25 protein-coding genes and 1 tRNA gene are annotated in these 24,064 nt (G+C 34.1%); 14 read left to right on the top strand and 12 right to left on the bottom strand.

Annotated features, from left to right (window positions below; translation table 11 throughout):
- Positions 1 to 27 precede the first annotated feature (27 nt).
- Entirely contained in the window at positions 28 to 1,725 is a 1,698-nt protein-coding gene (locus tag Q0L65_RS12270; protein ID WP_296686791.1) for a M23 family metallopeptidase, read from the bottom strand.
- 182 nt (positions 1,726 to 1,907) lie between these two features.
- On the opposite strand from Q0L65_RS12270, the gene Q0L65_RS12265 reads away from it, so the two are divergent.
- The 3 genes from Q0L65_RS12265 to rny all read left to right on the top strand — a co-directional run bounded on the left by Q0L65_RS12265 (position 1,908) and on the right by rny (position 4,273).
- Positions 1,908 to 2,198, top strand: coding sequence for a hypothetical protein (locus tag Q0L65_RS12265; RefSeq protein WP_296686789.1), 291 nt, complete (start codon positions 1,908 to 1,910; stop codon positions 2,196 to 2,198).
- Positions 2,199 to 2,204: 6 nt separating this feature from the next.
- Positions 2,205 to 2,498 carry a cell division protein ZapA gene (locus Q0L65_RS12260; protein WP_290823894.1) on the top strand — a complete coding sequence of 98 codons (294 nt, stop codon included), beginning with the start codon at positions 2,205 to 2,207 and terminating at the stop codon, positions 2,496 to 2,498.
- A gap of 209 nt (positions 2,499 to 2,707) precedes the next feature.
- Complete coding sequence (rny, locus tag Q0L65_RS12255; protein WP_296686784.1) at positions 2,708 to 4,273, top strand: ribonuclease Y; 1,566 nt, start codon at positions 2,708 to 2,710, stop codon at positions 4,271 to 4,273.
- Positions 4,274 to 4,331: 58 nt separating this feature from the next.
- On the opposite strand, the gene xerD is transcribed toward rny, so the two are convergent.
- Entirely contained in the window at positions 4,332 to 5,231 is a 900-nt protein-coding gene (gene xerD / locus Q0L65_RS12250; RefSeq protein WP_296686782.1) for a site-specific tyrosine recombinase XerD, read from the bottom strand.
- Positions 5,232 to 5,309: 78 nt separating this feature from the next.
- Positions 5,310 to 5,855, bottom strand: coding sequence for a hypothetical protein (locus Q0L65_RS12245; protein ID WP_296686781.1), 546 nt, complete (start codon positions 5,853 to 5,855; stop codon positions 5,310 to 5,312).
- Between the two features lie 223 nt (positions 5,856 to 6,078).
- Here Q0L65_RS12245 and Q0L65_RS12240 point away from each other — a divergent pair, with 223 nt between their 5' ends.
- Positions 6,079 to 6,648 (top strand): porin family protein, encoded by a 570-nt coding sequence (locus Q0L65_RS12240; RefSeq protein WP_296686779.1) that lies wholly within the window; start codon positions 6,079 to 6,081, stop codon positions 6,646 to 6,648.
- A gap of 74 nt (positions 6,649 to 6,722) precedes the next feature.
- A complete protein-coding gene (aroQ, locus tag Q0L65_RS12235; RefSeq protein WP_296686777.1) occupies positions 6,723 to 7,136 on the top strand; it encodes a type II 3-dehydroquinate dehydratase in 414 nt (137 codons plus the stop codon).
- Positions 7,137 to 7,187: 51 nt separating this feature from the next.
- On the opposite strand, the gene Q0L65_RS12230 is transcribed toward aroQ, so the two are convergent.
- The 4 genes from Q0L65_RS12230 to Q0L65_RS12215 all read right to left on the bottom strand — a co-directional run bounded on the left by Q0L65_RS12230 (position 7,188) and on the right by Q0L65_RS12215 (position 10,484).
- Complete coding sequence (locus tag Q0L65_RS12230) at positions 7,188 to 8,063, bottom strand: cation diffusion facilitator family transporter (RefSeq protein WP_296686775.1); 876 nt, start codon at positions 8,061 to 8,063, stop codon at positions 7,188 to 7,190.
- Between the two features lie 90 nt (positions 8,064 to 8,153).
- The gene (gene murA / locus Q0L65_RS12225; RefSeq protein ID WP_296686774.1) at positions 8,154 to 9,467 is read right to left on the bottom strand and encodes a UDP-N-acetylglucosamine 1-carboxyvinyltransferase; all 1,314 of its coding nucleotides are present in this window, start codon (positions 9,465 to 9,467) and stop codon (positions 8,154 to 8,156) included.
- Entirely contained in the window at positions 9,468 to 10,184 is a 717-nt protein-coding gene (locus Q0L65_RS12220) for a DUF4290 domain-containing protein (RefSeq protein ID WP_296686773.1), read from the bottom strand. It lies immediately after the preceding gene.
- A 3-nt stretch (positions 10,185 to 10,187) separates the two neighbouring features.
- Positions 10,188 to 10,484, bottom strand: a complete 297-nt coding sequence (locus Q0L65_RS12215; RefSeq protein WP_296686771.1) for a DUF493 family protein — start codon at positions 10,482 to 10,484, stop codon at positions 10,188 to 10,190.
- A 148-nt stretch (positions 10,485 to 10,632) separates the two neighbouring features.
- Between Q0L65_RS12215 and Q0L65_RS12210 the strand changes: the two genes are divergently transcribed.
- The 5 genes from Q0L65_RS12210 to Q0L65_RS12190 all read left to right on the top strand — a co-directional run bounded on the left by Q0L65_RS12210 (position 10,633) and on the right by Q0L65_RS12190 (position 15,205).
- Positions 10,633 to 11,172: an ATP-binding protein gene (locus tag Q0L65_RS12210; protein ID WP_296686770.1), complete on the top strand. Its 540-nt coding sequence runs from the start codon at positions 10,633 to 10,635 to the stop codon at positions 11,170 to 11,172.
- A 63-nt stretch (positions 11,173 to 11,235) separates the two neighbouring features.
- Positions 11,236 to 13,131 (top strand): ATP-dependent DNA helicase RecQ, encoded by a 1,896-nt coding sequence (locus tag Q0L65_RS12205; protein ID WP_296686768.1) that lies wholly within the window; start codon positions 11,236 to 11,238, stop codon positions 13,129 to 13,131.
- Positions 13,131 to 14,078 carry a methionyl-tRNA formyltransferase gene (gene fmt, locus Q0L65_RS12200; protein WP_296686767.1) on the top strand — a complete coding sequence of 316 codons (948 nt, stop codon included), beginning with the start codon at positions 13,131 to 13,133 and terminating at the stop codon, positions 14,076 to 14,078. The genes Q0L65_RS12205 and fmt overlap by 1 nt, the downstream gene beginning before the upstream one ends.
- 177 nt (positions 14,079 to 14,255) lie before the next feature.
- Positions 14,256 to 14,528, top strand: coding sequence for an HU family DNA-binding protein (locus tag Q0L65_RS12195; RefSeq protein ID WP_264532738.1), 273 nt, complete (start codon positions 14,256 to 14,258; stop codon positions 14,526 to 14,528).
- A gap of 116 nt (positions 14,529 to 14,644) precedes the next feature.
- The gene (locus Q0L65_RS12190; RefSeq protein WP_296686764.1) at positions 14,645 to 15,205 is read left to right on the top strand and encodes a YqgE/AlgH family protein; all 561 of its coding nucleotides are present in this window, start codon (positions 14,645 to 14,647) and stop codon (positions 15,203 to 15,205) included.
- Here the strand turns inward: Q0L65_RS12190 and Q0L65_RS12185 are convergent.
- Positions 15,202 to 16,035 carry an aminotransferase class IV gene (locus Q0L65_RS12185; protein ID WP_296686762.1) on the bottom strand — a complete coding sequence of 278 codons (834 nt, stop codon included), beginning with the start codon at positions 16,033 to 16,035 and terminating at the stop codon, positions 15,202 to 15,204. The two genes, Q0L65_RS12190 and Q0L65_RS12185, sit on opposite strands and share 4 nt — an antisense overlap.
- 54 nt (positions 16,036 to 16,089) lie before the next feature.
- A complete protein-coding gene (locus Q0L65_RS12180; RefSeq protein ID WP_296686759.1) occupies positions 16,090 to 16,482 on the bottom strand; it encodes an START-like domain-containing protein in 393 nt (130 codons plus the stop codon).
- Between the two features lie 150 nt (positions 16,483 to 16,632).
- Here Q0L65_RS12180 and Q0L65_RS12175 point away from each other — a divergent pair.
- A tRNA-Met gene (locus tag Q0L65_RS12175) sits at positions 16,633 to 16,706 on the top strand.
- Positions 16,707 to 17,003: 297 nt separating this feature from the next.
- Here the strand turns inward: Q0L65_RS12175 and fbp are convergent.
- On the bottom strand, positions 17,004 to 18,017 hold the full coding sequence (gene fbp, locus Q0L65_RS12170; RefSeq protein WP_296686757.1) for a class 1 fructose-bisphosphatase: 1,014 nt from the start codon (positions 18,015 to 18,017) through the stop codon (positions 17,004 to 17,006).
- Positions 18,018 to 18,301: 284 nt separating this feature from the next.
- Between fbp and Q0L65_RS12165 the strand changes: the two genes are divergently transcribed.
- The 3 genes from Q0L65_RS12165 to Q0L65_RS12155 all read left to right on the top strand — a co-directional run bounded on the left by Q0L65_RS12165 (position 18,302) and on the right by Q0L65_RS12155 (position 22,194).
- A complete protein-coding gene (locus Q0L65_RS12165; RefSeq protein ID WP_296686754.1) occupies positions 18,302 to 18,973 on the top strand; it encodes a DUF1080 domain-containing protein in 672 nt (223 codons plus the stop codon).
- Positions 18,974 to 19,139: 166 nt separating this feature from the next.
- The gene (locus Q0L65_RS12160; RefSeq protein ID WP_296686753.1) at positions 19,140 to 20,921 is read left to right on the top strand and encodes an L-fucose isomerase; all 1,782 of its coding nucleotides are present in this window, start codon (positions 19,140 to 19,142) and stop codon (positions 20,919 to 20,921) included.
- A gap of 22 nt (positions 20,922 to 20,943) precedes the next feature.
- Positions 20,944 to 22,194, top strand: a complete 1,251-nt coding sequence (locus Q0L65_RS12155) for an MFS transporter (RefSeq protein ID WP_296686925.1) — start codon at positions 20,944 to 20,946, stop codon at positions 22,192 to 22,194.
- A gap of 63 nt (positions 22,195 to 22,257) precedes the next feature.
- Here Q0L65_RS12155 and Q0L65_RS12150 read toward each other — a convergent pair whose 3' ends face one another.
- Both Q0L65_RS12150 and Q0L65_RS12145 read right to left on the bottom strand, forming a co-directional pair.
- Positions 22,258 to 23,196 (bottom strand): dihydrodipicolinate synthase family protein, encoded by a 939-nt coding sequence (locus Q0L65_RS12150; RefSeq protein WP_296686751.1) that lies wholly within the window; start codon positions 23,194 to 23,196, stop codon positions 22,258 to 22,260.
- A gap of 29 nt (positions 23,197 to 23,225) precedes the next feature.
- Positions 23,226 to 24,059: an amidohydrolase family protein gene (locus tag Q0L65_RS12145; RefSeq protein WP_296686749.1), complete on the bottom strand. Its 834-nt coding sequence runs from the start codon at positions 24,057 to 24,059 to the stop codon at positions 23,226 to 23,228.
- Between the last annotated feature and the right edge of the window lie 5 nt (positions 24,060 to 24,064).

Below are 24,064 nucleotides of genomic sequence, written 5' to 3'. Positions count from 1 at the left end.
AACTTTTTGGATACTTTTCAAACGATACTATTTATTTTTTGTACTTCTAAAAAATCGAGTTTCAAAGGTAGTAGAATTTCCCATAGCATCCGTTACTATTACTTTTAACTCATTAGCACCATTAAGAGCCAAATCATCATTAAAATAATGTGTAATGGTATTGGTCTTATTGTCATATTCGAACAAAATCCATTTGCCGTTCAAATACCCATTATACGTTTTAATTCCAGAACCCGAATCCGAAATTTGCAATTGTATTGCATCTTGACTTATCCATTTTCCTTCAATAGGTTTGGTGATAATAACGGTAGGCGCTAGGGTATCAGTAACTAATTTGTACTTTCCTAAAGTCTTCACTTTGGTACTAAAAACACTATCTTTTCTGTAGGTTGAGTTATAACTTATTTGATCTCCTTCTACTCTTGCAATGAATGTTTTTTCTTGTTGTTCTTTTGACATTTTACTATCTGTCATTGTAATAGTAAAATTAGTATGAGCTGGAACGGTATCGTCATGTAAGTACAGCACCTTATTTTTTACCTCAAAATTTAAAGGAAAATCATCATAAAATGTTCCTGCAGGGAAAAATACAGAGGCATTTTCTTTTTCAAAAATATTATCCTTATTCGCCTTAATGAAATAGTTCGATACTTTAGGTTCTGCCGGAATTACAGCTGTACTAGCATCAAACTGAACAGGCACTGTAATTGCTGTTTTGTTGCCAAAAAAATCAGCCACTTCAATACGATATACTTCGTCCAAATTAGGAATTGGAGTTATTTGTCCTTTTGCCTCATCCGTCTTAATAAAAGCCAAACCGTATTTATTTTTCATAAATAACTTTTGAACTCTTTGTTTTGTCTTTTTGTATTTAGCGTAATCAATTAAGGCATTCACATAACGCATATCATCAAACGAATAGGTATCAAACTGATATCCAAAACGAGGTTGGCCATTCAAAAACGAATGAACACTATACACTCCATTTTTATTAAACGACACATCATCGTAATCATCTGCAATAATTCCGAAGCCAATTTCACCATTCGCCACTACTTTATCGGCCAAAAAAGTCCCGTCTTTTTGTAACGAATAATTTAACAAAATAGGTCGTTGCGATTTATTTACTGTTGTTTTTGTAGTCAAAGGATACGCATACAAACCTGAAATTGAAGGTTTTTTAGTGTCTTTAAAACCTGAATCAAATCCAAAAAGCATCGGATTGATGATATACTCTGTTTTAGAATCACGAATTTCAAAGTGCAAATGAGGTCCTTCTGAAGCACCTGTGTTTCCTGAAATGGCAATCCACTCTCCTTTTTTGATTGGAATTTCTCCCGGCTTTAAGTACATTTCTATTTCAAAAGCCTGTTCTTTATAATGTGTTTTCGTTATAAAATCTTGAATTGGCCCTACTGCTTTTTGCAAATGTGCATAGACCGAAGTATAACCGTTAGGATGCGTGATGTAAATAGTTTTCCCATTTCCAAAAGTTGAAATTTTAATTCTAGACACATACCCTTCAGCAGCAGCATACACTTCCAAACCTTCTTTTTGTTGGGTTTTAAAATCAAAACCTGCATGAAAATGATTGGGGCGCAATTCTCCAAAATTACCTGACAATTGCATTGGAATATCCAAAGGAGGGCTGAAATATTCTTTAGGAAAATTATTTTGAGCCATAAGAGTACCACAACACAACAAATAAAAAAGAAGGAATCTCATAAAATTTGATTTTGGCTAAGATAAAAAAACAAATGCATAAATAAAATCAGAATTAGACTGAAAAACCATAACCCTTTGTTTGATAATAAATTACTAAATTTTAAATAAAAAAGCAAATAAAATATTGTATTAATAAAAAGGAATACTAACTTTGTAAGATTAAGTAATGAATTGGAATACGAATGAGTGTAATTGCGGAAATAATTGATACTCTTGAAAATAAGATTGAAAAACTTTTCACTAGAATGGCTAGTTTAGAGAAAATCAATCAAGATTTAAAGACGGAATTGACCAATACTACAACTATCATACACAATCAGTCTCGTGAGATTGACACTTTGAAAAAAGAGTATGAAGCTCTAAAAATAGCCAACTCGTTGCTCGGCAGTGAAGAAAACAAAAGAGATACTAAGCTTAAAATAAATTCATTAATTCGCGAAATTGATTACTGCATAGCACAGCTATCAGATTAAAAAAATATGGACGAAAAGCTTAAAATAAAAATATCAATTGCAGATCGAGTGTATCCGTTAACGGTAGACCCATCACAAGAAGAAGGACTTCGAAGTGCTTCTAAAAAAATTGATACTATGATTAAGCAGTTTGAAGAAAATTATGCTGTTCGTGACAAGCAAGATGTACTAGCCATGTGCGCTTTACAATTTGCTTCTCAAGTAGAACAAAAACAAATCGATAACGCAATTGATGGAGTAGAAACCATCGAAAGATTGAATAAAATCAATTCGATATTAGATCAATATCTCAATAAATAATACGTTCTTAACATAGACTAAGATACTGCCTACATTAGTTCAATTTGGTAAACTCAACACTAACAATTTAGAATGAGCGAATCGTCACTACTATAGCACGCCTCACTTTGGTAAGGAAGCTTGAACAGTGAGTTAGCTCAAAACTTGTCTTTTCGAGTTTATACAAGCACCTAATGTAGGCTTTTTTTATATATAAATTTTTAATTAACATGGACAACATAGTAACAATCATTATTACTGGAATTATAGGTGTTGCAGCTGGTTTTACAATCGCTAAAATCATTGAAAAAAGCAACATTTCGAACCTCATCAAAAACGCAAAAAAAGAAGCCGCTTCTATCTTAAAGGATGCTAATTTTGAAGCCGAAAACATCAAAAAAGATAAAATTCTTCAAGCAAAAGAAAAATTTATCGAATTAAAATCAGAACACGAACAAGTAATTTTAGCTCGTGATAAAAAAGTAGCTGAAGTAGAAAAAAGAGTTCGCGACAAAGAATCTCAAGTTTCTAACGAATTGGCTAAAGCCAAAAAAGTAAACGACGATTACGAAGCTAAAACAGTTGAATACACTTCTAAAATCGAAGTTTTAGAGAAGAAACAGGCTGAGGTTGAAAAAATGCACAAAAGCCAATTACAACAATTGGAAGTGATTTCTGGCTTATCTGCTGACGAAGCTAGAGAGCAATTAATCGAAGGACTAAAAGCAGAAGCTAAAACACAAGCCATGTCTCAAATTCAAGATACTATTGAAGAGGCTAAATTGACTGCACAGCAAGAAGCAAAGAAAATCATTATCAACACTATTCAACGAGTAGGTACAGAAGAAGCAGTAGAGAATTGCGTTTCTGTTTTCAACATTGAATCGGATGATGTAAAAGGAAGAATCATTGGACGTGAAGGACGTAACATCCGTGCTTTAGAAGCAGCTACTGGAGTAGAAATTATAGTAGATGACACACCAGAAGCGATTATCCTTTCTTGTTTTGATCCGGTACGTAGAGAAATTGCGCGTTTGTCATTACACAAATTAGTAACTGACGGACGTATTCACCCAGCACGTATCGAAGAAGTGGTTGCAAAAACAGCCAAACAAATTGACGATGAAATCATTGAAGTTGGTAAACGCACCGTAATTGATTTAGGTATCCACGGATTACACCCTGAATTGATTAAAGTAGTAGGTAGAATGAAATACCGTTCATCTTACGGACAAAACTTATTGCAACACTCTCGTGAAGTATCTAAGCTTTGTGGTATTATGGCTGCCGAATTAGGATTGAATGTTAAATTAGCGAAGAGAGCTGGTTTATTACACGATATTGGTAAAGTGCCTGATACAGAAAGTGATTTACCACACGCTTTATTAGGTATGCAATGGGCTGAGAAATACGGTGAAAAAGAAGAAGTTTGCAACGCTATTGGAGCTCACCACGACGAAATTGAGATGAAATCATTATTGTCTCCAATTATCCAAGTATGTGATGCTATTTCAGGAGCAAGACCAGGAGCAAGAAGACAAGTATTGGATTCTTACATCCAACGTTTGAAAGATCTAGAAGAAGTAGCTTACGGATTTGGAGGAGTAAAAAGTGCTTACGCAATTCAAGCGGGTAGAGAATTACGTGTAATTGTAGAAAGTGAGAAAGTTTCAGATGATAAAGCATCGAACTTATCATTCGAAATTTCACAAAAAATTCAAACGGAAATGACGTATCCAGGTCAAGTTAAAGTAACTGTAATTAGAGAAACTAGAGCGGTAAATATCGCTAAATAATTCACTCTATTTCCATAAATAAAAAGTCCAAATTTCACTATTGAAATTTGGACTTTTTTTAATCCTTTCTGGGATGGTACGTATTCATCACTTCTGTCAAGAACTTTCTATCGAGATGCACGTATATTTCGGTAGTCGTAATCGATTCGTGTCCTAACATTAATTGAATGGAACGCAAGTCGGCTCCATTTTCCAAAAGATGAGTTGCAAAGGAATGACGTAACGTATGTGGGCTAATCGTTTTGTTTAAATTGATTTTGGCAGCCAAATCTTTAATAATAGTAAAAATCATAGCACGAGTGAGCTGACTCCCCCTTCGATTAAGAAAGAGCGTATCTTCAAAACCTTTTTTAATTGACACATGATTTCGGACGGACTCCTTATACAATTCGATGTATTTTTGAGTAAGATTTCCAATAGGAACAAATCGCTGTTTATTTCCCTTACCCGTTATTTTTACGAATCCTTCATCAAAGAATAAATCCGATATTTTTAAACTCACCAATTCCGAAACACGAAGACCACAGCCGTACAACGTTTCCAAAATGGCTCGATTTCTTTCTCCTTCATTAGAAGACAAATCTATAGCGTTAATTAAAGCATCTATTTCTTCTACCGAAAGCGTATCAGGTAATTTCCTTCCCGTTTTTGGAGTTTCAATTAATTCTAACGGATTATCATTGCGATAATCTTCAAAAACCAAGTAATTAAAAAAGCTTTTTAAACCTGAAATAATTCGAGCTTGTGAACGGGCGTTCACTTGTTTTGAAACATTGTAAATGAATTGTTGTATCGTTTCTTCGGTAATTTTTATTGGTGAAACTTGAATTTGATTTTGATCTAAAAAAAGACACAATCGCTCCACATCAAAAGAATAATTTTCGATGGTATTTTTTGATAATCCTCTTTCGATTCTCAAATACGACTGGTAATTTTTTATAAAAGTAGTCCAATTCACCTAACAAAGAAACGTAATTTTTAGACATAAAAAAACCACGTTATTCAACGTGGTTTTTCAATATATTGGGGGAGCGTTTTAAAAATGTAAAGCGAAACCAATATTCAACTGAAAAGTGTCTGCTTTAGAATAGTTTTGATTCAAACTCAAATTATAGCGAAGACCTGGCTCAATACTCACATTATCACCTAAGAACCAAGCATATCCCGCTTGCATTCCTAAATACGATGGATTTTCATCAGCATCTTTTATCGAGGCACCAGAATAGTCCACTTGAATAGGGAATTGGCTAACTATGTAATATTTTGCACCGATTTTATAGGAAAAAACGTTAGTGTCAAACAAATCAGTTTTTACCCCTCCATAACCTAAACCTAACTTTATTGCCAAATCATCAATAACAAAATAACCAGCCTCTGCTCCAATATTATACATAGAATCTCCATTAGTCGTTGCATAGCTAAAACTTGTATTAGATCCAATAGGAGTTCCAAAATTAGTATTGGCTTCAATTAACCATTTGCCTTCAGTCGTTTGGCTTCCATTGGTAGCTCCTTTGGAATTTTGAGCATTACAGAAAACTGATGCAAGAATAGTTGTCAATGTTAGAATAATTTTCTTCATGGTTTTAATTATTTAAAATTAATATGTGCCAAATTATATTTTTTGAATAACCTTCAATCAATAAACTCGGTGAGTATCATTTAAACACGACCAACAACAAAAACAGCCAACTATATTTACCAATTATGATTACATTTACACCCAGAAATTATATCTTAGTACCTATATAATAAATATCCCAAACTAAAGTTTTATATTAAAATCCAATACTAAAACAAAAATCATGAAAAAAAATCTTATTACAATCTGCTTTATTATTGCTACTTCAATTGCTACTCAAGCACAAATTTTTAAACTAGGTTTAAAAGGCGGTATCAACTATGCTAACCAAAACGGGACTACTATTACCGTTAATAGCACTAATTACAAAACGGATGCAATTACTAATTACCACATTGGACTATTAGCGGAGGTGAAACTAGGAGAACGATTTTCTATACAACCTGAAGTTTTATACTCAACTCAAGGAGCTAAATACGACGCAATAGGAGTTGCAAACGATTTCACCAATGATGTTGGTTACATAAGCATTCCATTAATGGCTAAAATTAATTTAAATAACACCTTTAGTCTGGACTTTGGACCACAAGCGTCATTTCTAATGAGTAAAAAGAATGAGGTTTCAATAAATGACCAAAAAAACATAGATTTTGGTGCTGGTGGAGGTTTAAGTATCCATATCACTAAAGGATTGTTTTTACAAGGACGATATATGGTTGGTCTAAGCGAAATTTCACCTGAAGCTAAAGTTAAAAACTCTGTGCTACAAGTATCCGCAGGTTTCTTCTTCTAAAAGAAAAAGAACTATTTTATAACAACCGTTCTTTTATTGGAACGGTTTTTTTATTTTTACAAAAATATAATTTTATGAAAATTTGCATCATCAACGGACCCAACTTGAATCTTTTAGGAAAACGCGAACCTGAAGTGTATGGGAACCAAACCTTTGAAGATTATTTTGACCTTTTGAAATCAAAATTCCCTACTATTGAATTCGACTATTTTCAAAGTAATATTGAAGGAGAGTTAATTGGAAAAATTCAAGAAGTTGGTTTTTCGTATGATGGAATTATACTAAATGCAGGAGCGTATACTCACACTTCCATTGGTATTGGCGATGCGATCAAAGCAATCACGACTCCTGTTATAGAAGTACATATTTCGAATACTTTTGGTAGAGAAGAATTCCGACATCAATCCTACATTTCAGGAAATGCTATAGGCGTGATTTTAGGATTTGGTCTTAAAAGTTATGACTTGGCGATACAATCGTTTTTGTAAAAAAGGATTAATATATAAAAAGGAAGGCGTTGCAATGCAACGCCTTCCTTTTTATATCGAATCATCCGGTTCAACATGAATTAATACATGTCCTAATTCTGGAATTTCAGCTCGTAGCGTATCTTTCAATTGATGCGCTAAATCATGACCTTCTTTTACTGAAATAGTAGCCTTAACGGTGGCGTGCAAATCGACATGGTATTTCATACCTGATTTACGAATAAAACACTTCTCGGTATCAATAATTCCGTCCACACTTCTAGACACTATTCTGATATTTTCAATCAAATCATCATATAAATGCTCATCCATGATTTCGCCCAAAGCAGGTCTAAAAATGAGATAACTATTGTACAAAATAAATCCTGAAGCAAATAACGCAGCCCAATCATCTGCCGATTCGTATCCTTTTCCCAAGAATAGCGCAATCGAAATCCCAATAAAAGCAGCAACTGAAGTTATCGCATCACTTCGATGGTGCCAAGCATCGGCTTTTAAAGAAGAGCTGTTCGTTTCTTTACTTCTTTTCATAACCAATTGAAAAGAGTATTCTTTCCAAAGGATAATCGTTCCTAAAACATATAAAGTCCATGATTTAGGCAGATCGTGTGGAGTACTGATATTGAGAATACTTTCGTACGCAATAATGGTTGCCGAAGTAATTAAGAAACCAACTACTAAGAAGGTAATTAAAGGTTCGGCTCTTCCATGTCCGTAAGGATGATTTTCATCGGCGGGCTTATTGGAATACTTAATTCCAAATAAAACCAAAAAAGAGGCAAAAATATCGGTGGTAGATTCGATTGCATCTGCAATAAGTGCATACGAATTCCCAAAAAAACCAGCTAATCCTTTTATGATAGCTAAAGATGTATTCCCAATAATACTAAAATAAGTAGCCTTAATGGCCGCTTCTACTTTTGGCATTGTATGACGTTTTATAAATTAAAATATCGTTTAGAGATTTTGCGATAAAAATGACTCTAAACGATATTTACTATTTGATTGATTTATTATTTAAGCACGAACAATTTTGGCACCGATAGCTCTTAAACGTTCATCGATACGCTCATACCCTCTGTCAATTTGATCGATATTTTGAATCGTACTTGTTCCTTTAGCTGAAAGCGCAGCAATCAATAATGAGATTCCCGCACGAATATCTGGAGACGACATCGTAGTAGCTTTCAATTGTGATTTGAAATCATGACCAATAACTACTGCTCTATGCGGATCACACAACATAATTTTGGCACCCATATCAATCAATTTGTCCACGAAAAACAAACGGCTTTCAAACATTTTTTGATGAATCAAAACATCTCCTTTAGCCTGAGTAGCAACAACTAACACAATACTCAATAAATCTGGAGTAAATCCTGGCCAAGGAGCATCGGCAATAGTTAATATCGAACCATCAATATCCGTTTTAACTTCATATCCATCCACATGAGATGGGATATAAATATCGTCCCCTCGTTTTTCTAAGGTGATTCCTAGTTTTCTAAACACATTAGGAATAACTCCTAAATTGTCCCAACTTACATCTTTAATTGTAATTTCTGATTTAGTCATTGCTGCTAAACCAATCCAACTTCCAATTTCAATCATATCAGGAAGAATTCTATGCTTACAACCACCTAAACTTTCCACACCTTCAATAGTTAGTAAGTTCGATCCTACTCCTGTAATTTTAGCTCCCATAGAATTCAACATTTTACATAACTGTTGTAAATACGGTTCGCAAGCAGCATTGTAAATGGTAGTCATCCCCTTTGCTAAAACGGCAGCCATAACAATATTAGCAGTACCCGTTACTGAAGCTTCATCCAATAACATATGCGCACCTTGTAAGCCTTCAGCAGGAGTTTCTACTCCATAGAAATGGTCTTCTTTATTATATCTAAATTTGGCACCTAAATTAATAAATCCCTCAAAGTGCGTATCTAATCTTCTACGTCCAATTTTATCTCCACCTGGTTTTGGAATGTATCCTTTACCAAAACGAGCCAAAAGCGGTCCAACAATCATAATAGAACCACGAAGCGCTCCACCTTCTTTCTTGAAAGCTTCTGTTTCAAGGTAATTTACATTTACCTCATCGGCTTGAAAAGTATACGAATTAGGGCCGTTTTTTTGGATTTTAACGCCTAAATTACCTAATAAAGTAATCAGTTTATTGATATCAATAATGTCTGGCACATTAGTAATAGTTACTTTTTCTGGGGTCAATAAAATAGCACACAGTATTTGTAAAGCCTCGTTTTTTGCTCCTTGTGGTGTAATTTCTCCTTTTAGACGAATGCCACCTTCGATTTTGAAAATTCCCATTTATTTTTGTTTATTTTTTTGAAACGGTTTTGGTTTTCCTTGTTTATTATTCTTGTTGCCCTGAATTTTGGGCTGACCCGCAGGCGAAATTTTGTTCGATACGCGTTTATTAGTTCGCAATAAATCGGTAGTATTTAATAACTCTTCCGTACTTTGTAATAAGTTTAATTTACCATCAGACAATTCGTAAAGATGCTCAAAAATAACATCATCTTTTACGGTGTCTTTATTCCAACTCAGGTAGGATTTTTTCATGTGATTAGCAATCACTTTCACCAAAGCATTTTTCATTTCTCCTTCGTCCCATTTGTTAGCCACATCAATCATATACTTGATGTTGTTTCCATAATATCGGTATTTAGGAAAGTTTTGTGGGTATTGTAAAACATCTGGTTTTAGTTGCAATACTTCTCGAGAAGGTATTGGATAAGGTGATACTACATCCAACTTAAAATCAGACATAATAAACAATTGATCCCATAATTTATGTTGAAAATCAGGCACATCTCGCAAGTGTGGATTTAGCGTACCCATAACTTGAATGATGTATTTAGCCGCTTTGTTTCGCTCCTCAGCATCTTCAATTACTGTAGCCTGATCAATTAGTTTTTGCAAATGACGACCGTACTCTGGAATAATCAAATGCGATCTTTCCGCATTGTATTCCAAGTGATGTACCACATCATTAGCATTTTCTTTGGTATATTTTGAATTCATATTTTATAGGGAAACGATACCTTCTATTACCGAAACTTCGATGTATTTATCAATTATTTCTTGCGCGTCTTTCATTTGAACATCTACCGACACGCTAGTAAATTTACCTGTTTTAGATTTCGTAGTTTTAATCACAGCACCCATACAATCAAAAGCATTTTCTACGCGCTCTACATTATCAGCAACCGAAGGAACGATAAATTTAAATAAATATAAAGCAGGCCAAGTATTACTCATATCCAACTCTACCTTCAATCTTTCGTAAAATTCAGCTGTTTTGTTTTCTTTCTCTTGATCCATTCGTAAACTTAAAATAAACGCAAATATAAGGTATTGATTTTAGATTTTAGAATTTCCAGTTATTTTTTGAAACGAATGATAATTATAGAATCGATTAATTTTTAAAATCCCAATTACTTTAGGTAAATTTGCGACTTATTTACAAAAAGTGCAAAAAGAAATCATTGTAATTATTGGCGGACCCGGAACAGGAAAAACGACGATCATTGACGGATTAGTCCAAAGTGGTTATTGTTGTTATCCCGAGATTTCCAGACAGGTTACCGCCGAAGCACAAAAACAAGGGATTGAACAATTGTTCCTGGAGAAACCTTTGCTTTTTAGCGAACTCTTGTTAGAAGGAAGAAAAAAACAATTCCGTGACGCGCACCAAGAACCTCACAACATTGTATTTATTGACAGAGGTATTCCTGATGTTTTAGCTTATATGCACTACATTGGCGACAGCTATCCTGCTTTTTTTGATGCAGCTTGTAAAGAACATATTTATTCTAAAATATTTATTTTACCTCCTTGGGAAGACATTTATGTAAGCGACCAAGAACGCTATGAAAACTTTGAACAAGCCCAATTGATTCACAATCATTTAGTAGAAACCTATCAAAAATACGGATACGAACTGATTGAGGTTCCTAAAGATAGTGTTGATAAAAGAATTCTTTTTATCTTAGATAAAATTTCAAACTAAAACAATACAATGTAAAAGTGATTCCCTTTTGCATTGAAAACCCAACGTAGCGCCCTGAAATCTATGCAAACAGCACTAGCTATTCTTCAGAAATATTGGAAACACGATCAGTTCCGATCGCTACAAAACGAAATCATCGATTCTGTTGTAAGCGGCAAGGATACCTTGGCTATTCTACCAACAGGTGGTGGTAAATCCATTTGCTTTCAAGTTCCTGCTCTAATGCAAGAAGGTATTTGTTTGGTCATTTCTCCTTTAGTGGCTTTAATGAAAGACCAAGTAGCCAACTTACAAGCGCGCAATATCAAAGCTATTGCTTTAACTGGTGGAATTCGTTCTGATGAAATGATTGATTTGTTAGACAATTGCCAATTTGGCAATTACAAATTTCTGTATTTATCACCAGAGCGTTTGCAGTCGGATTGGATTTTGGACCGAATTAAAAATCTTCCTATCAATCTTATCGCTATTGACGAAGCGCATTGTGTCTCACAATGGGGACACGATTTTAGACCGGCTTATTTAAAAATTTCCGACTTAAAAAAACATTTTCAAAAAGTTCCTTTTTTAGCCTTAACAGCCACGGCAACTCCAAGAGTCAAAGAAGACATTATTACCGAAACAGGATTGCAAAATCCATCTATTTTTCAAAAATCATTCGCAAGAGAGAATATTGCTTATATGGTGATTGAAGCCGAGGACAAACTCTATACAATAGAACAGATCCTTAAAAAGAATCCGCAACCTTCTATTATATATGTTCGTAACCGACGCTCGTGCATTGATATATCCAATCAATTACATGCGCTAGGATTCAAAGCGACTTACTATCATGGTGGGCTTTCGCCAAAAGAAAAAGACAAGAATATGGCGTTGTGGATGCAAGAAGAAGCGCAAGTAATTGTAGCTACTAATGCTTTTGGAATGGGAATTGACAAAGCCAATGTAAAAACGGTTATCCATATTCAATTACCTGATAATATCGAAAATTATTACCAAGAATCAGGTCGTGCTGGACGTAATGGAGAAAAAGCTTTTGCCGTTTTATTAACAAGCCCTTCGGATGTTCTACAAGCCGAAAATCAGTTTTTATCCAATTTACCCGACAAGCCTTTTTTGAATTCGGTGTTCATCAAATTGTGTAACTATTTTCAGATTGCTTATGGAGAAGGCATCAATGAACAATTTGCTTTCAACCTGAATCATTTTTGTTTGAAATACAACTTCTCGACACTAAAGACCTACAATGCTATTCAGTTTTTAGACCGACAAGGTATTATTAGTTTATCTCAAGAATTTTCAGAAAAGATAAGTTTGCAATTTTTGATTCCTTCTAAAGAAGTCATTCGCTACATCAGTTTGAATCCTAATGACGAGGAAATTATCCTAACCATTTTACGAACCTACCCTGGCATCTATGAAATGCAAACCGCTTTTAATTTGGATTTTATTGCAAAAAAATCGAATCATAAATCGATTGAGGTTCAGGCTGTTTTGAACAAATTAAAAGAAAAAGACATTATTGAGTACCACTCAAAAAACAATGATGCTTCGATACTCTTTAACGAAATTCGCGAAGACGAACGAACCATTAATCGGGTAGCAAAATATTTAGAAAGACAAAATCAATTAAAAAAAGAACAATTACAATCAGTAGTACACTATATAAATGAGAAGCAAACCTGTAAAAACCGATTAATTTTGGCTTATTTTGGCGAAAAATCGGATACTGATTGTGGAATTTGCTCGTATTGTATTAGTAAAAAGAAAGTAGCAAATACTACCGAAACTCTTTCTAATTCTATACTTACATTATTACAAACTGAAGAGTTAACGTCGAGAGAAATTCAAGAAAGAACCCAAACCGATACCAATGCCGTTATCGAAGTGCTTCAACATTTATTAGAACAAGAACAAATCGCCATTAAAGCGAACAACAAATATACAATTCATCACTAATGGAGAAATTACGAATCGTCTTTATGGGTACTCCCGAATTTGCCGTGGGCATTTTAGACACTATTTTACAAAACAAGTACGAAGTGGTTGGAGTAATCACAGCGGCGGACAAACCTGCTGGACGCGGACAAAAGATAAAATATTCAGCCGTAAAAGAATATGCTTTGGCACATGAGCTACCTTTACTACAACCTACTAATTTAAAAGACGAAAGTTTTTTAGCCGAATTGAAAGCATTAAACGCCAATTTACAAATAGTGGTTGCTTTTAGAATGCTACCCAAAGTAGTCTGGGAAATGCCGTCGCTTGGCACATTCAATCTTCACGCTTCACTCCTACCCAATTATAGAGGTGCAGCACCCATCAACTGGGCAATTATCAATGGAGAAACCAAAACGGGTGTAACTACCTTCTTTATTGACGATAAAATAGATACTGGAGCCATGATATTGAATGCCGAAACTCCCATTAGCAAAACCGAATCTGCGGGAGAATTGCACGACCGATTGATGCAATTGGGTAGCGAAACGGTCATCCAAACTTTAGCATTGCTTGAAAAAGGAAATGTAACTACGACCATTCAACAAGATACTGCTGATATTAAAACGGCTTACAAATTAAATAAAGAGAATTGTAAAATTGATTGGACAAAATCAGCCTCAGAAATTCATAATCTTATAAGAGGTCTAAGTCCTTATCCAGCTGCGTGGTGTTACTTTAGTGATAAAGGAGACGAATGGAATATCAAAATATACGAAGCAAGTATTGTTTACGAAGCGCATTCTTTGACTATTGGCCAATTGGTTTGCACCAAAAAAGAACTAAAAATTGCCGTGCAAGATGGATTTATTCAAATCTTAAGTTTACAATTTCCAGGTAAAAAGAAGATGACTACTGCCGAATTATTAAATGGAATTCAATTTACCGAAAACGCCAAAGCCTATTAAACCTCAAAAAAGCGAGTATTTATCACGTTTTCGGACGAGAAACCTCTTACTTTATAAACAAAAAAATGAAGTTATCAACAAAATACCCCTAAATTGTATTTTTTCCTTGCACAGAAAGGATTTCCTGCTAAATTTGTTTAACAATTTTTTTTAACCAACAATTAATAACGAATTATTATGAACAAATCAGAATTAATCGACGCTATCGCTGCTGACGCAGGAATTACTAAAGCAGCTGCAAAATTAGCTTTAGAATCATTTTTAGGAAATGTAGGTGGTACTTTGAAAAAAGGTGGAAGAGTATCTTTAGTAGGTTTCGGATCTTGGTCAGTTTCTAAAAGAGCTGCAAGAGATGGTAGAAATCCACAAACTGGAAAAACTATCAAAATCGCTGCTAAAAATGTAGTAAAATTCAAAGCTGGTGCTGAATTAGAGGGAGCTGTAAACTAATTAAAGTTTTCCTGATATAACAAAAACCTTCCTTTTGGAAGGTTTTTTTATACCTTTTATCGATTTAATTTAAGCACATACGATTTTTATTGTTAATTTTAGTAAAAATTGAAGCCATGATTTCAGCAAAATTAAAAAAGGGACAACTTCTTATAGCCGATCCTTATATTATTGGTGACGCATCATTCGATAGATCTGTAATTTTATTAACTGATCATAATCAAGAAGGCTCTGTCGGGTTTATTATTAATAAACCTCTCAAATATTCCATTAATGATTTACTTCCAGACATAAAAGCATCTTTTAAAGTCTATAATGGAGGTCCTGTAGAACAAGATAATCTGTATTTCATTCACAATGTACCCGAATTAATCCCAAATAGTGTAGAAATATCCAATGGTATTTATTGGGGTGGCGACTTTGAATCCGTAAAAGAATTGATTAACCAACGAAAAATCAATAAGACTAATATTCGGTTTTTTCTTGGTTATACCGGTTGGGAAGAAGATCAATTGGAATCTGAAATGGAACATAACTCTTGGATTGTCACAACAAATAGTTATGAAAACAAAATTATTGGCAAATCCACCATTCATTTTTGGAAAGAGAAAATTATTGAATTAGGAGGCGATTACCTCATTTGGTCTAATGCTCCCGAAAATCCGTATTTGAATTAATTCATAATTAATTCGTTCAACTTTTGCACTAACACATTGGCTGTTGTAGTAGAAAATTCTTTTTTTCTGTATTTAGTTATTGACTGAATCCCTTTGATAACGTTAGTAAAAAACAATTCATCTGCTTTTTGAAGGTCAAAAGGAGAAATTATTTCTTCAATTACTTCCAATCCTTCTATTGTTTTAGCCAAAGCAAGCACTTGCTTTCTCATAACTCCATTAATACAACCTTCTGAAATGGGCGGTGTAATCAACGTATTGCCCTGTAACATAAAAATATTGCCTTGCAGAACCTCCACTACATTTTTATTTTCATTAAGTAGAATACAATTGTCTAAGCCGTTTTCATTAGCATAAATACTTGCTGTTACATTAACAACCTTATTAGTTGTTTTTAAAGTCGATAGCAATTGTTTAATGATATAGAAATCCTTATACAAATCCACTTCACACTCCTTAGTCTCAAAAATAAAAGATTGATTCTCTAAAGAACTAGTATGAATTAAAAAAGAAATATCATTAGTAATAGGTAAATAATACCCCCCATCATTACGATAAACTGTAATTCGGGCACGAGCCGAATCAGAAAATCCGTTATTTTCTACCACAGATAGTAGTTGCTCTTCAAAATATTCCATGGTAAAATTCATAGGGATTTCCATTCGAAGAATACGCATAGAAGCCATCAATCTAAAATAGTGATTTTCCAAAAAAAGAATTTTTCCTTTTACAATTTTTACCGTTTCAAAAACCGCATCGCCGTATAAAAAAGCACGATTTTGAGTTAACATATTCTCTTGTGCGCTACTATCTCCGTTAAAATTGATCATAAAAAAAGCCCTGAATTTTGTTCAGGGCAAATATAAGTTATAAAATACAATTTATTATACCGATCCTATAAGATGTTTCAAATCCGAAATTTGATTTTCCCACAATTGTTTGGCTTCATCTAATTCGTCTTTGGGCGCAAAATCAATTACTAACAACGAAACGTCTTTAGTAATTTCGTCTTCAAGGATGTGTAACTCAAAAAAATACTCTGTATCTTTCCCATTATCATCCACCCATTTGAATTTCACTTTCTCTCCTGATTTTTTAGAGGCCAATCTAGCTTTCTCTTGTGAGTCATTCCAAATGAACGTGAAAAATTCGCCTCGAGAGTTTACATTATCAGCAAACCACTCTGACAAACCTGATGGAGTTGAAATATATTGATACAATAATTGAGGTGAAGAATTAATAGGAAATTCTATCTCGTAACGTATTTTTGAATCCATGAATACTGTTTAATATTTTTTGTGAAATATAAGAATATAAACTCAAAAAAAAAGTGTTTTTAAAAATATTTTTTTCTCCATTTATACTTGCAAACATTATTATTATTTCTATATTTGCACCCGCATTGAGAGATGCATGACAATAAAAATGGCGAGGTAGCTCAGTTGGTTAGAGCGCAGGATTCATAACCCTGAGGTCACGGGTTCAACTCCCGTCTTCGCTACAAAAGCTAAAACCCCTAATACGAATGTGTTAGGGGTTTTTATTTTTTTACGACTTCCTCTTTTTATATTTTACATGAGAAAACTTCACTGGTGAATCGATTTGTATAAAAAAAATTTCCCTAATTTTTAATCTTCATTCCAGTAAAATAAAAAAGCCAACACAAAACATTCATTTTGCATTGGCATCATCTAAAAACAACAATATCTAAAACTAAAACTCTATTCCGTCAAACCATTAATGCGAAAAAGATAAAAACCAAAACTATTTTTGTTGTCAATTTAAATGTATTTTTAATCTATAGCGCTATACTCTTTATCATAAACTCTTCTGCTTTTTCGACCATATTCTTACTCCCACAAAAAAAAGAAATACGTTGATGTAATTCTGCAGGTTGCACCTCCATTATTCTATTCACACCATCCGAAGCCTTTCCTCCTGCTTGCTCTGCAATAAAAGCCAAAGGATTGCATTCATACAATAACCGTAATTTTCCTTTTGGCGATTTAGAACTCGTTGGATAGATATAAATACCTCCTTTAATCATATTTCTATGAATATCCGAAACCAAACTGCCAATATATCTTGAAGTATACGGTCTGTCTCCTTCTTCTTCTTGGCAATATTTAATATAATTCTTAACTCCTTGCGGAAATTGACTGTAATTCCCTTCATTAACAGAGTAAATTGAACCATCAACAGGAAACTTCATATTGGGATGTGACAAATAGAACGTCCCGATAGCTGGATTTAATGTAAATCCATTTACGCCAAAACCTGTAGTATAAACTAACATAGTCGAGGTACCATAAATAACATAACCCGCAGCCACCTGATTGACTCCTGGTTGAAGAAAATCATCTAAAGTTACCGGAGTACCTATAGGAGTAATTCGTCTATACACCGAAAAAATTGTTCCTACAGACACATTAACATCTATATTTGAAGACCCATCCAGGGGATCCATCAAGACCACATACTTATTATTATTTCCGTTATCAGATCCTTCAATGGTAATAAAATCATCGTTCTCTTCAGATGCTATTCCGCAAACAATCTCCCGATTAATTAAGGTTTGAATAAATATTTCATTCGCATATACATCCAACTTCTGCTGTTCTTCTCCCTGAACATTCTGTTCTCCAACAGCACCAACAATGTCAACTAATCCTGCTTTATTTACTTTATAATTGACCACTTTGGCAGCCAATCGAATAGAATTTATAATTCGAGATAATTCGCCAGAAGAGTATTGAAACTCATTCTGATTCTCAATTATAAATTCCCCTAAAGTTTTATTATTATCTTTCATTACCCTATTTAATTTTCGATATAAAATTAACGAAAACTCATTTATCAAACCACTTTTATGAAAATAATTTATATGTAATCGATTGCACAAATGTATAAAATTGAATTTTATGCACAAAGTAGATTTAAATAAAATATTGAAAAATTAACATATCGCTACAGTAATTCATTTAATATGAAACAAACTGTAATGAATCTAAAAATAAAGAGAAATCAAAAACATTACATCTGATTCTATTTTTTATACTATTTTTATATTTTATTCAAATCATTTAATTCAACTTAATGAAACAAATCTTTTCTTTTGCATTACTTATGCTTTTATTGGTACCAAAAAATGCAATAGCACAAAAATCAATCTCGCTTTTTAATAAAAATAACTTAAGAGGATGGTACGCTTTTGAACCCGAAACTGGAAAACACAAACAAGGTTTAGATGTGTTTGCCGTTGAGAACAAAATGATTCGTTGCTATGGAAAAAAATCAGGGTATTTAATGTCAAAAAAAACTTTTGGAAATTTTAAACTTACTGTCGAATTCAAATGGAATACAGACACCACTTTTGAACGAAAAATAAATGTTAGAAATAGCGGGGTCATGTACCTTGTTCCTAAAGAAACCCCTGATGAATTGTGGCCTAAAGGAATTCAATTTCAAATCAAAGAAGGCGGTGCTACAGGTGATTTCGTATTACTTCAGAATGTTACTTTAACCATTAAAGGAACTCAAACGCAACCTGGAAAAAGTGTCGTAGCTAAATGTTTTCAAGAAGCTGAAAACCCTGTAAATGAATGGAATACCCTCGTAGTTACTTCAAACAACGGAACAATTACTCAAGAATTGAATGGTAAATTAGTCAATGAAGGAACTCATTCCTCTGTAACTAAAGGTAGAATTCTGCTGCAGTACGAAGGCTTCCCTATTGATTTCAGAAACGTAGAAATTATAAAACTCTAAAATCCTCTTTTAGTCATTTTTACACTTTTTTAATAATAAGTGTGAAATTATCACTTATTATTATTTCGTTTTCAAAAAAAGTCTTATTTTTAAAAGTTGGTAGTTGAAACTAGTCTTATCAATTGTCAATACAAAATAAAATCAGACTAATAAAAACGAAATACTAATGAAATATAAAACTTTAATTGGACAACTTCCAAAAATTGGAATACGACCTGTCATTGATGGTAGGCTAGATGGCGTAAGAGAATCGCTTGAAGAATCAACTATGAACATGGCAAAGATTGCCGCTGATTTTCTAGAAAAAAATTTAAGGCATGCGGATGGTAGTAAAGTAGAATGTGTAATTTCCGATTCTTGTATTGGAGGGGTTGCTGAAGCAGCTGCTTCTGCTGATAAATTTGCAAGAGAAGGAGTAGGATTGAGTCTTACCGTAACGCCGTGTTGGTGTTATGGAAGCGAAACTATTGATATGGATGCTACAATTCCAAAAGCCATTTGGGGTTTTAATGGAACGGAACGTCCTGGCGCGGTGTATTTGGCAGCTGCATTAGCTGGACATAATCAGAAAGGAATTCCTGCTTTTGGGATATATGGAAGAGATGTACAAGATAGTGATGATACTTCTATACCTGAAGATGTTCAAGAAAAACTACTACTTTTTGGGAAAGCAGGATTAGCCGTAGCAACCATGAAAGGAAAATCTTATCTAGCAATGGGAGGTGTATCTATGGGAATTGCAGGTTCAATTGTTGATCCAAATTTTTTCGAGAGCTATTTAGGAATGCGCTGCGAGAGTATCGATATGTCTGAATTTATTCGTAGAATCGAAAAAGAAATCTACGATAAAGCCGAATATGAAAAAGCGTTGGCTTGGACAAAAGCAAAATGTAAAGAAGGTAAAGATTATAACCCTGTTAATAAACAAAAAACAAGAACTGAATTAGACCAGGATTGGGAATTCGTAGTTAAAATGGCTTTAATCGGAAGGGATTTAATGATTGGCAATCCTAAATTAAAAAAACTCGGATATGCAGAGGAAGCTTTAGGAAGAAATGCCATTTCAGGTGGTTTCCAAGGGCAAAGACAATGGACTGATCATTTTCCTAATGGTGATTTTATGGAAGCTATCCTAACCTCATCATTTGATTGGAACGGAATTAGACAACCTTTTATGTTTGCTACCGAAAATGACAGTTTAAACGGAATATCAATGCTATTTGGGCATTTGATAACTGGGGCTGCTCAAATTTTTAGTGACGTTAGAACCTATTGGAGTCCTAAAGCTGTAAAAAGAGTTACAGGATATGAACTAAAAGGAGATGCGGCTAATGGATTCATTCATCTTATCAATTCAGGAGCCTCCGCTTTAGATGGCACTGGTGAACAAACCATAAATGGTAAACCTGCTATGAAACCTTGGTGGGAAATTACCGAAGAAGAAGTTGACAAATGTTTATCAAATACAAGCTGGGGACCCGGGATGTTAGAATATTTTAGAGGAGGTGGTTTCTCATCTACTTTTAAAACAAAGGGAGAAATGCCAGTTACCATGTGTCGAATTAACATTGTAAAAGGTATTGGCCCTGTACTTCAAATTGCTGAAGGAAAAACAATAGAACTTCCAGAAGATGTCCACCATACACTCAATGAAAGAACGAACCCTACTTGGCCTACTACTTGGTTTGTTCCCAACTTAACAGGTAAAGGTCCTTTCAAAGACGTATACAGTGTTATGTCAAATTGGGGGGCTAACCATGGTGCTTTTACTTATGGTCATATTGGTGCCGATTTAATTACATTAGCATCAATGCTACGAATTCCTGTGAATATGCACAATGTACCTGAAGAAAAAATATTCAGACCTAGTGCTTGGTCGTCTTTTGGAATGGATTTAGAATCATCTGACTACAGAGCTTGTAGTACCTACAAAGCATTATATGAATAAGTCCGCCTTTTACAACTTAAATATGATTGAAAAATGGAGTGAACGAAAATCATATCCTTGGATAGTAGTTGGTTTATTATGGTTTGTAGCCTTATTAAACTATTTAGACCGACAAATGCTTTCTACTATGAAACCTGCCATGATGCTTGATATTCCAGAACTAGATAAAGCTGAAAACTTCGGCCGGTTAATGGCTGTTTTCCTATGGATATATGCACTTATGAGTCCTATATCTGGAATCATTGCTGACAGATTAAATCGGAAAAGATTAATTGTTTGCAGCCTCTTTATCTGGTCAGGAGTTACAATGGCTATGGGATACGCTACCTCATTCAATCATATATATATATTACGAGCTATTATGGGAATAAGTGAAGCCTTTTATATCCCTGCCGCTTTATCACTAATTGCCGATTACCACCAAGGAAGTACTCGCTCTTTTGCAATAGCTATCCATACAACAGGAATCTATTTAGGTCAAGCATTAGGTGGATTCGGAGCTACTCTATCCAAACACTTTTCTTGGCACTTTACTTTCTATTCTGTAGGTCTAATTGGAATGCTCTACAGTATAGTGCTCATTTTTTTTATCAAAGAAAAAAAAGCTTATGAAATAGACATCTCAAAAAAAGCATCATTAAAAGACGAATTGAGCCAAATGTATAAAGGCTTAGGAATCTTATTTGGGAATATTTCTTTTTGGGTATTACTGTTTTACTTTTCAGCACCAAGTTTACCTGGTTGGGCTGCAAAAAATTGGTTGCCTACCTTATTCTCAGAAACATTACATTTAGATATGTCTGTTGCTGGACCGATAGCTACTATTACTATTGCTATGTCCTCTTTTGTGGGAGTATTAATTGGGGGATTGCTTTCTGATAAATGGGTAATTAAAACTCTTAAAGGGAGAATCTACACTAGTGTTATTGGACTAACCCTAACATTACCTGCCCTTTTCTTATTGGGCTATGGAACCGAAATTGAAACAATTTTAGTAGGTGGAATTTTATTTGGATTAGGATTTGGAATTTTTGACACCAATAATATGCCTATATTATGCCAGTTTGTAGCACCTCGTTATCGAGCTACTGGTTATGGATTAATGAACTTAGCAGGTATTTCTGCAGGAGCCGTAATCACTGAATTTTTAGGCAAGGCGGAAGACAATGGAGGAATGGGACACATATTTGTTCTACTAACCATTGTTGTTGTATTAGCTATTGTGTTACAATTAGCTACATTACGTCCAAAAACAGTTAATATGACTGAATAAATTCTATTGATATAAAATAAAAAAAGCCCGATTAATCGGGCTTTTTTTTATACGATATAATTTTTATACCACTTTTTGTATTGACTCTTGAATACTTTTGACATTAGTAATAACCTGTAGCATCTCTTTTTCTTCAAAAGTATTAAAAGGCATGGCTAAGTTGGATTCAATAATACCTAAAGCAGACAAAGCACCTTTAACTCCCTTCAAATAACTCGATCCGTAAGATCCTAAAGTATATATCTTGGTACTTATTTCCATTACTAGGTGTTGTAATACAGCTATACGATCAAAATCTCTTGCTGACGCTGCATTGTACAACTCGACATACAGTTTAGGAAACATATTTGCTCCTCCATTTACACCACCATGGCCTCCCATCAAAACAATTTCCGCCGTAATTTCTTCAGGACCTACCAGTAAACTAAACTGAGGTTTTGATTTCAACAGATGGATTAATGACTGAAAATAAACGGCATTTGCAGAACTATCTTTTAAACCAATAATATTATCATGCTCTGATAATCGAACTACTGTTTTAGCATCAATATTGATTTTAGTATGGGAAGGCATATTATATAAGAATAATGGCAAACTCAATTGATCGGCTAATTTCCAATAATACTTAAACAATTCTTCTTGTCCCAAACCATAATAATAAGGTGGTGCCGCTACGACAGCTGCTGCTCCACTCGCTTTGGCCACATCAGCCAATTGAACACTTTCTTCAATAGCCGTATCTGTTATCCCTACAAAAACAGGCACTCTATTGTTTACTACTGTACACGTTTCAATAATTAATTGTCTCCTAGTGGCATAACTTAAACTTGTAGATTCGCCTGTGGTTCCAAGTATAAAAATACCATGGACTCCGCCTGCGATAAGGTGCTCTACTAATTTTTTGACTCCATTGATGTCTAGTGAAACATTATCTGGCAATAAAGGAGTTACCATTGGTGGTATAATTCCTTTTACAACTTGATTTTCTGTATGTATTGACATGTATTTTTTTCTATTTTAGATTATTAATTTTAAACCTTAAGGTTATAAAAGGTTTTAGCATTTTCATACCAAATTTGATGTTGATCATGTGCTGGTAATTGAGTAATATAAGATTCTAATACCCCTACTACCTGTGAGTAGCTTGCCGCCAAATTACAAACTGGCCAATCAGACCCAAACATTAATTTATTGGTAGTGAAATTTTCAAAAATGATATCGAGATACGGTTTTATATCGTCTGCTTTCCATGAATTCCAATCAGCCTCAGTGACCATTCCTGAAATTTTACACATTACATTGTCTGCTTTGGCTAATTCCTTAATCCCTTTTTCCCAAGAACGTTTTTCGGCGGACTTAATATCTGGTTTAGCGATATGATCCAACACAAATGCTTGAGTAGAAAACGTATTTACTAAATCAATAGCCGCGGGCAATTGACGATGAAAAATCAGAATGTCATACGTAAAATTAAATTGTTTTAGCGCTTTGATTCCGTTTCGAAAATCATTTCTGAACATGAAATCATCAGGCTCTCCTTGCACAACGTGTCTAAATCCTTTTAATTTATCGAATTTTGAATAATGATCTAATCGTTCTACAATAGTATCATTCAACAAATCTACCCAACCCACTACTCCTTTTATAAATTCGTTTTTAGCGGCTAAATCTAACAGAAAGTTGGTTTCTTCTTCTGTTTGACTTGCCTGAACAGCAACACAAGCTGAAAAGTTATTTTCAACAAGTAACGGATTTAAATCCTCAGGCAAAAAATTTTTTTGAATTGACTTCATTGTATCATCAATCCAATTGTCTCTAATTGGGTCAAAAATCCAAAAATGTTGATGAGCGTCGATTCTGTTCATATGGC

This window comes from Flavobacterium sp. (genome assembly GCF_024642105.1).
Classification (GTDB): Bacteria; Bacteroidota; Bacteroidia; order Flavobacteriales; family Flavobacteriaceae; genus Flavobacterium.
The sequence above is the reverse complement of the archived record's forward strand: the minus strand, read 5'-3'. Positions and strand labels throughout refer to the sequence as shown.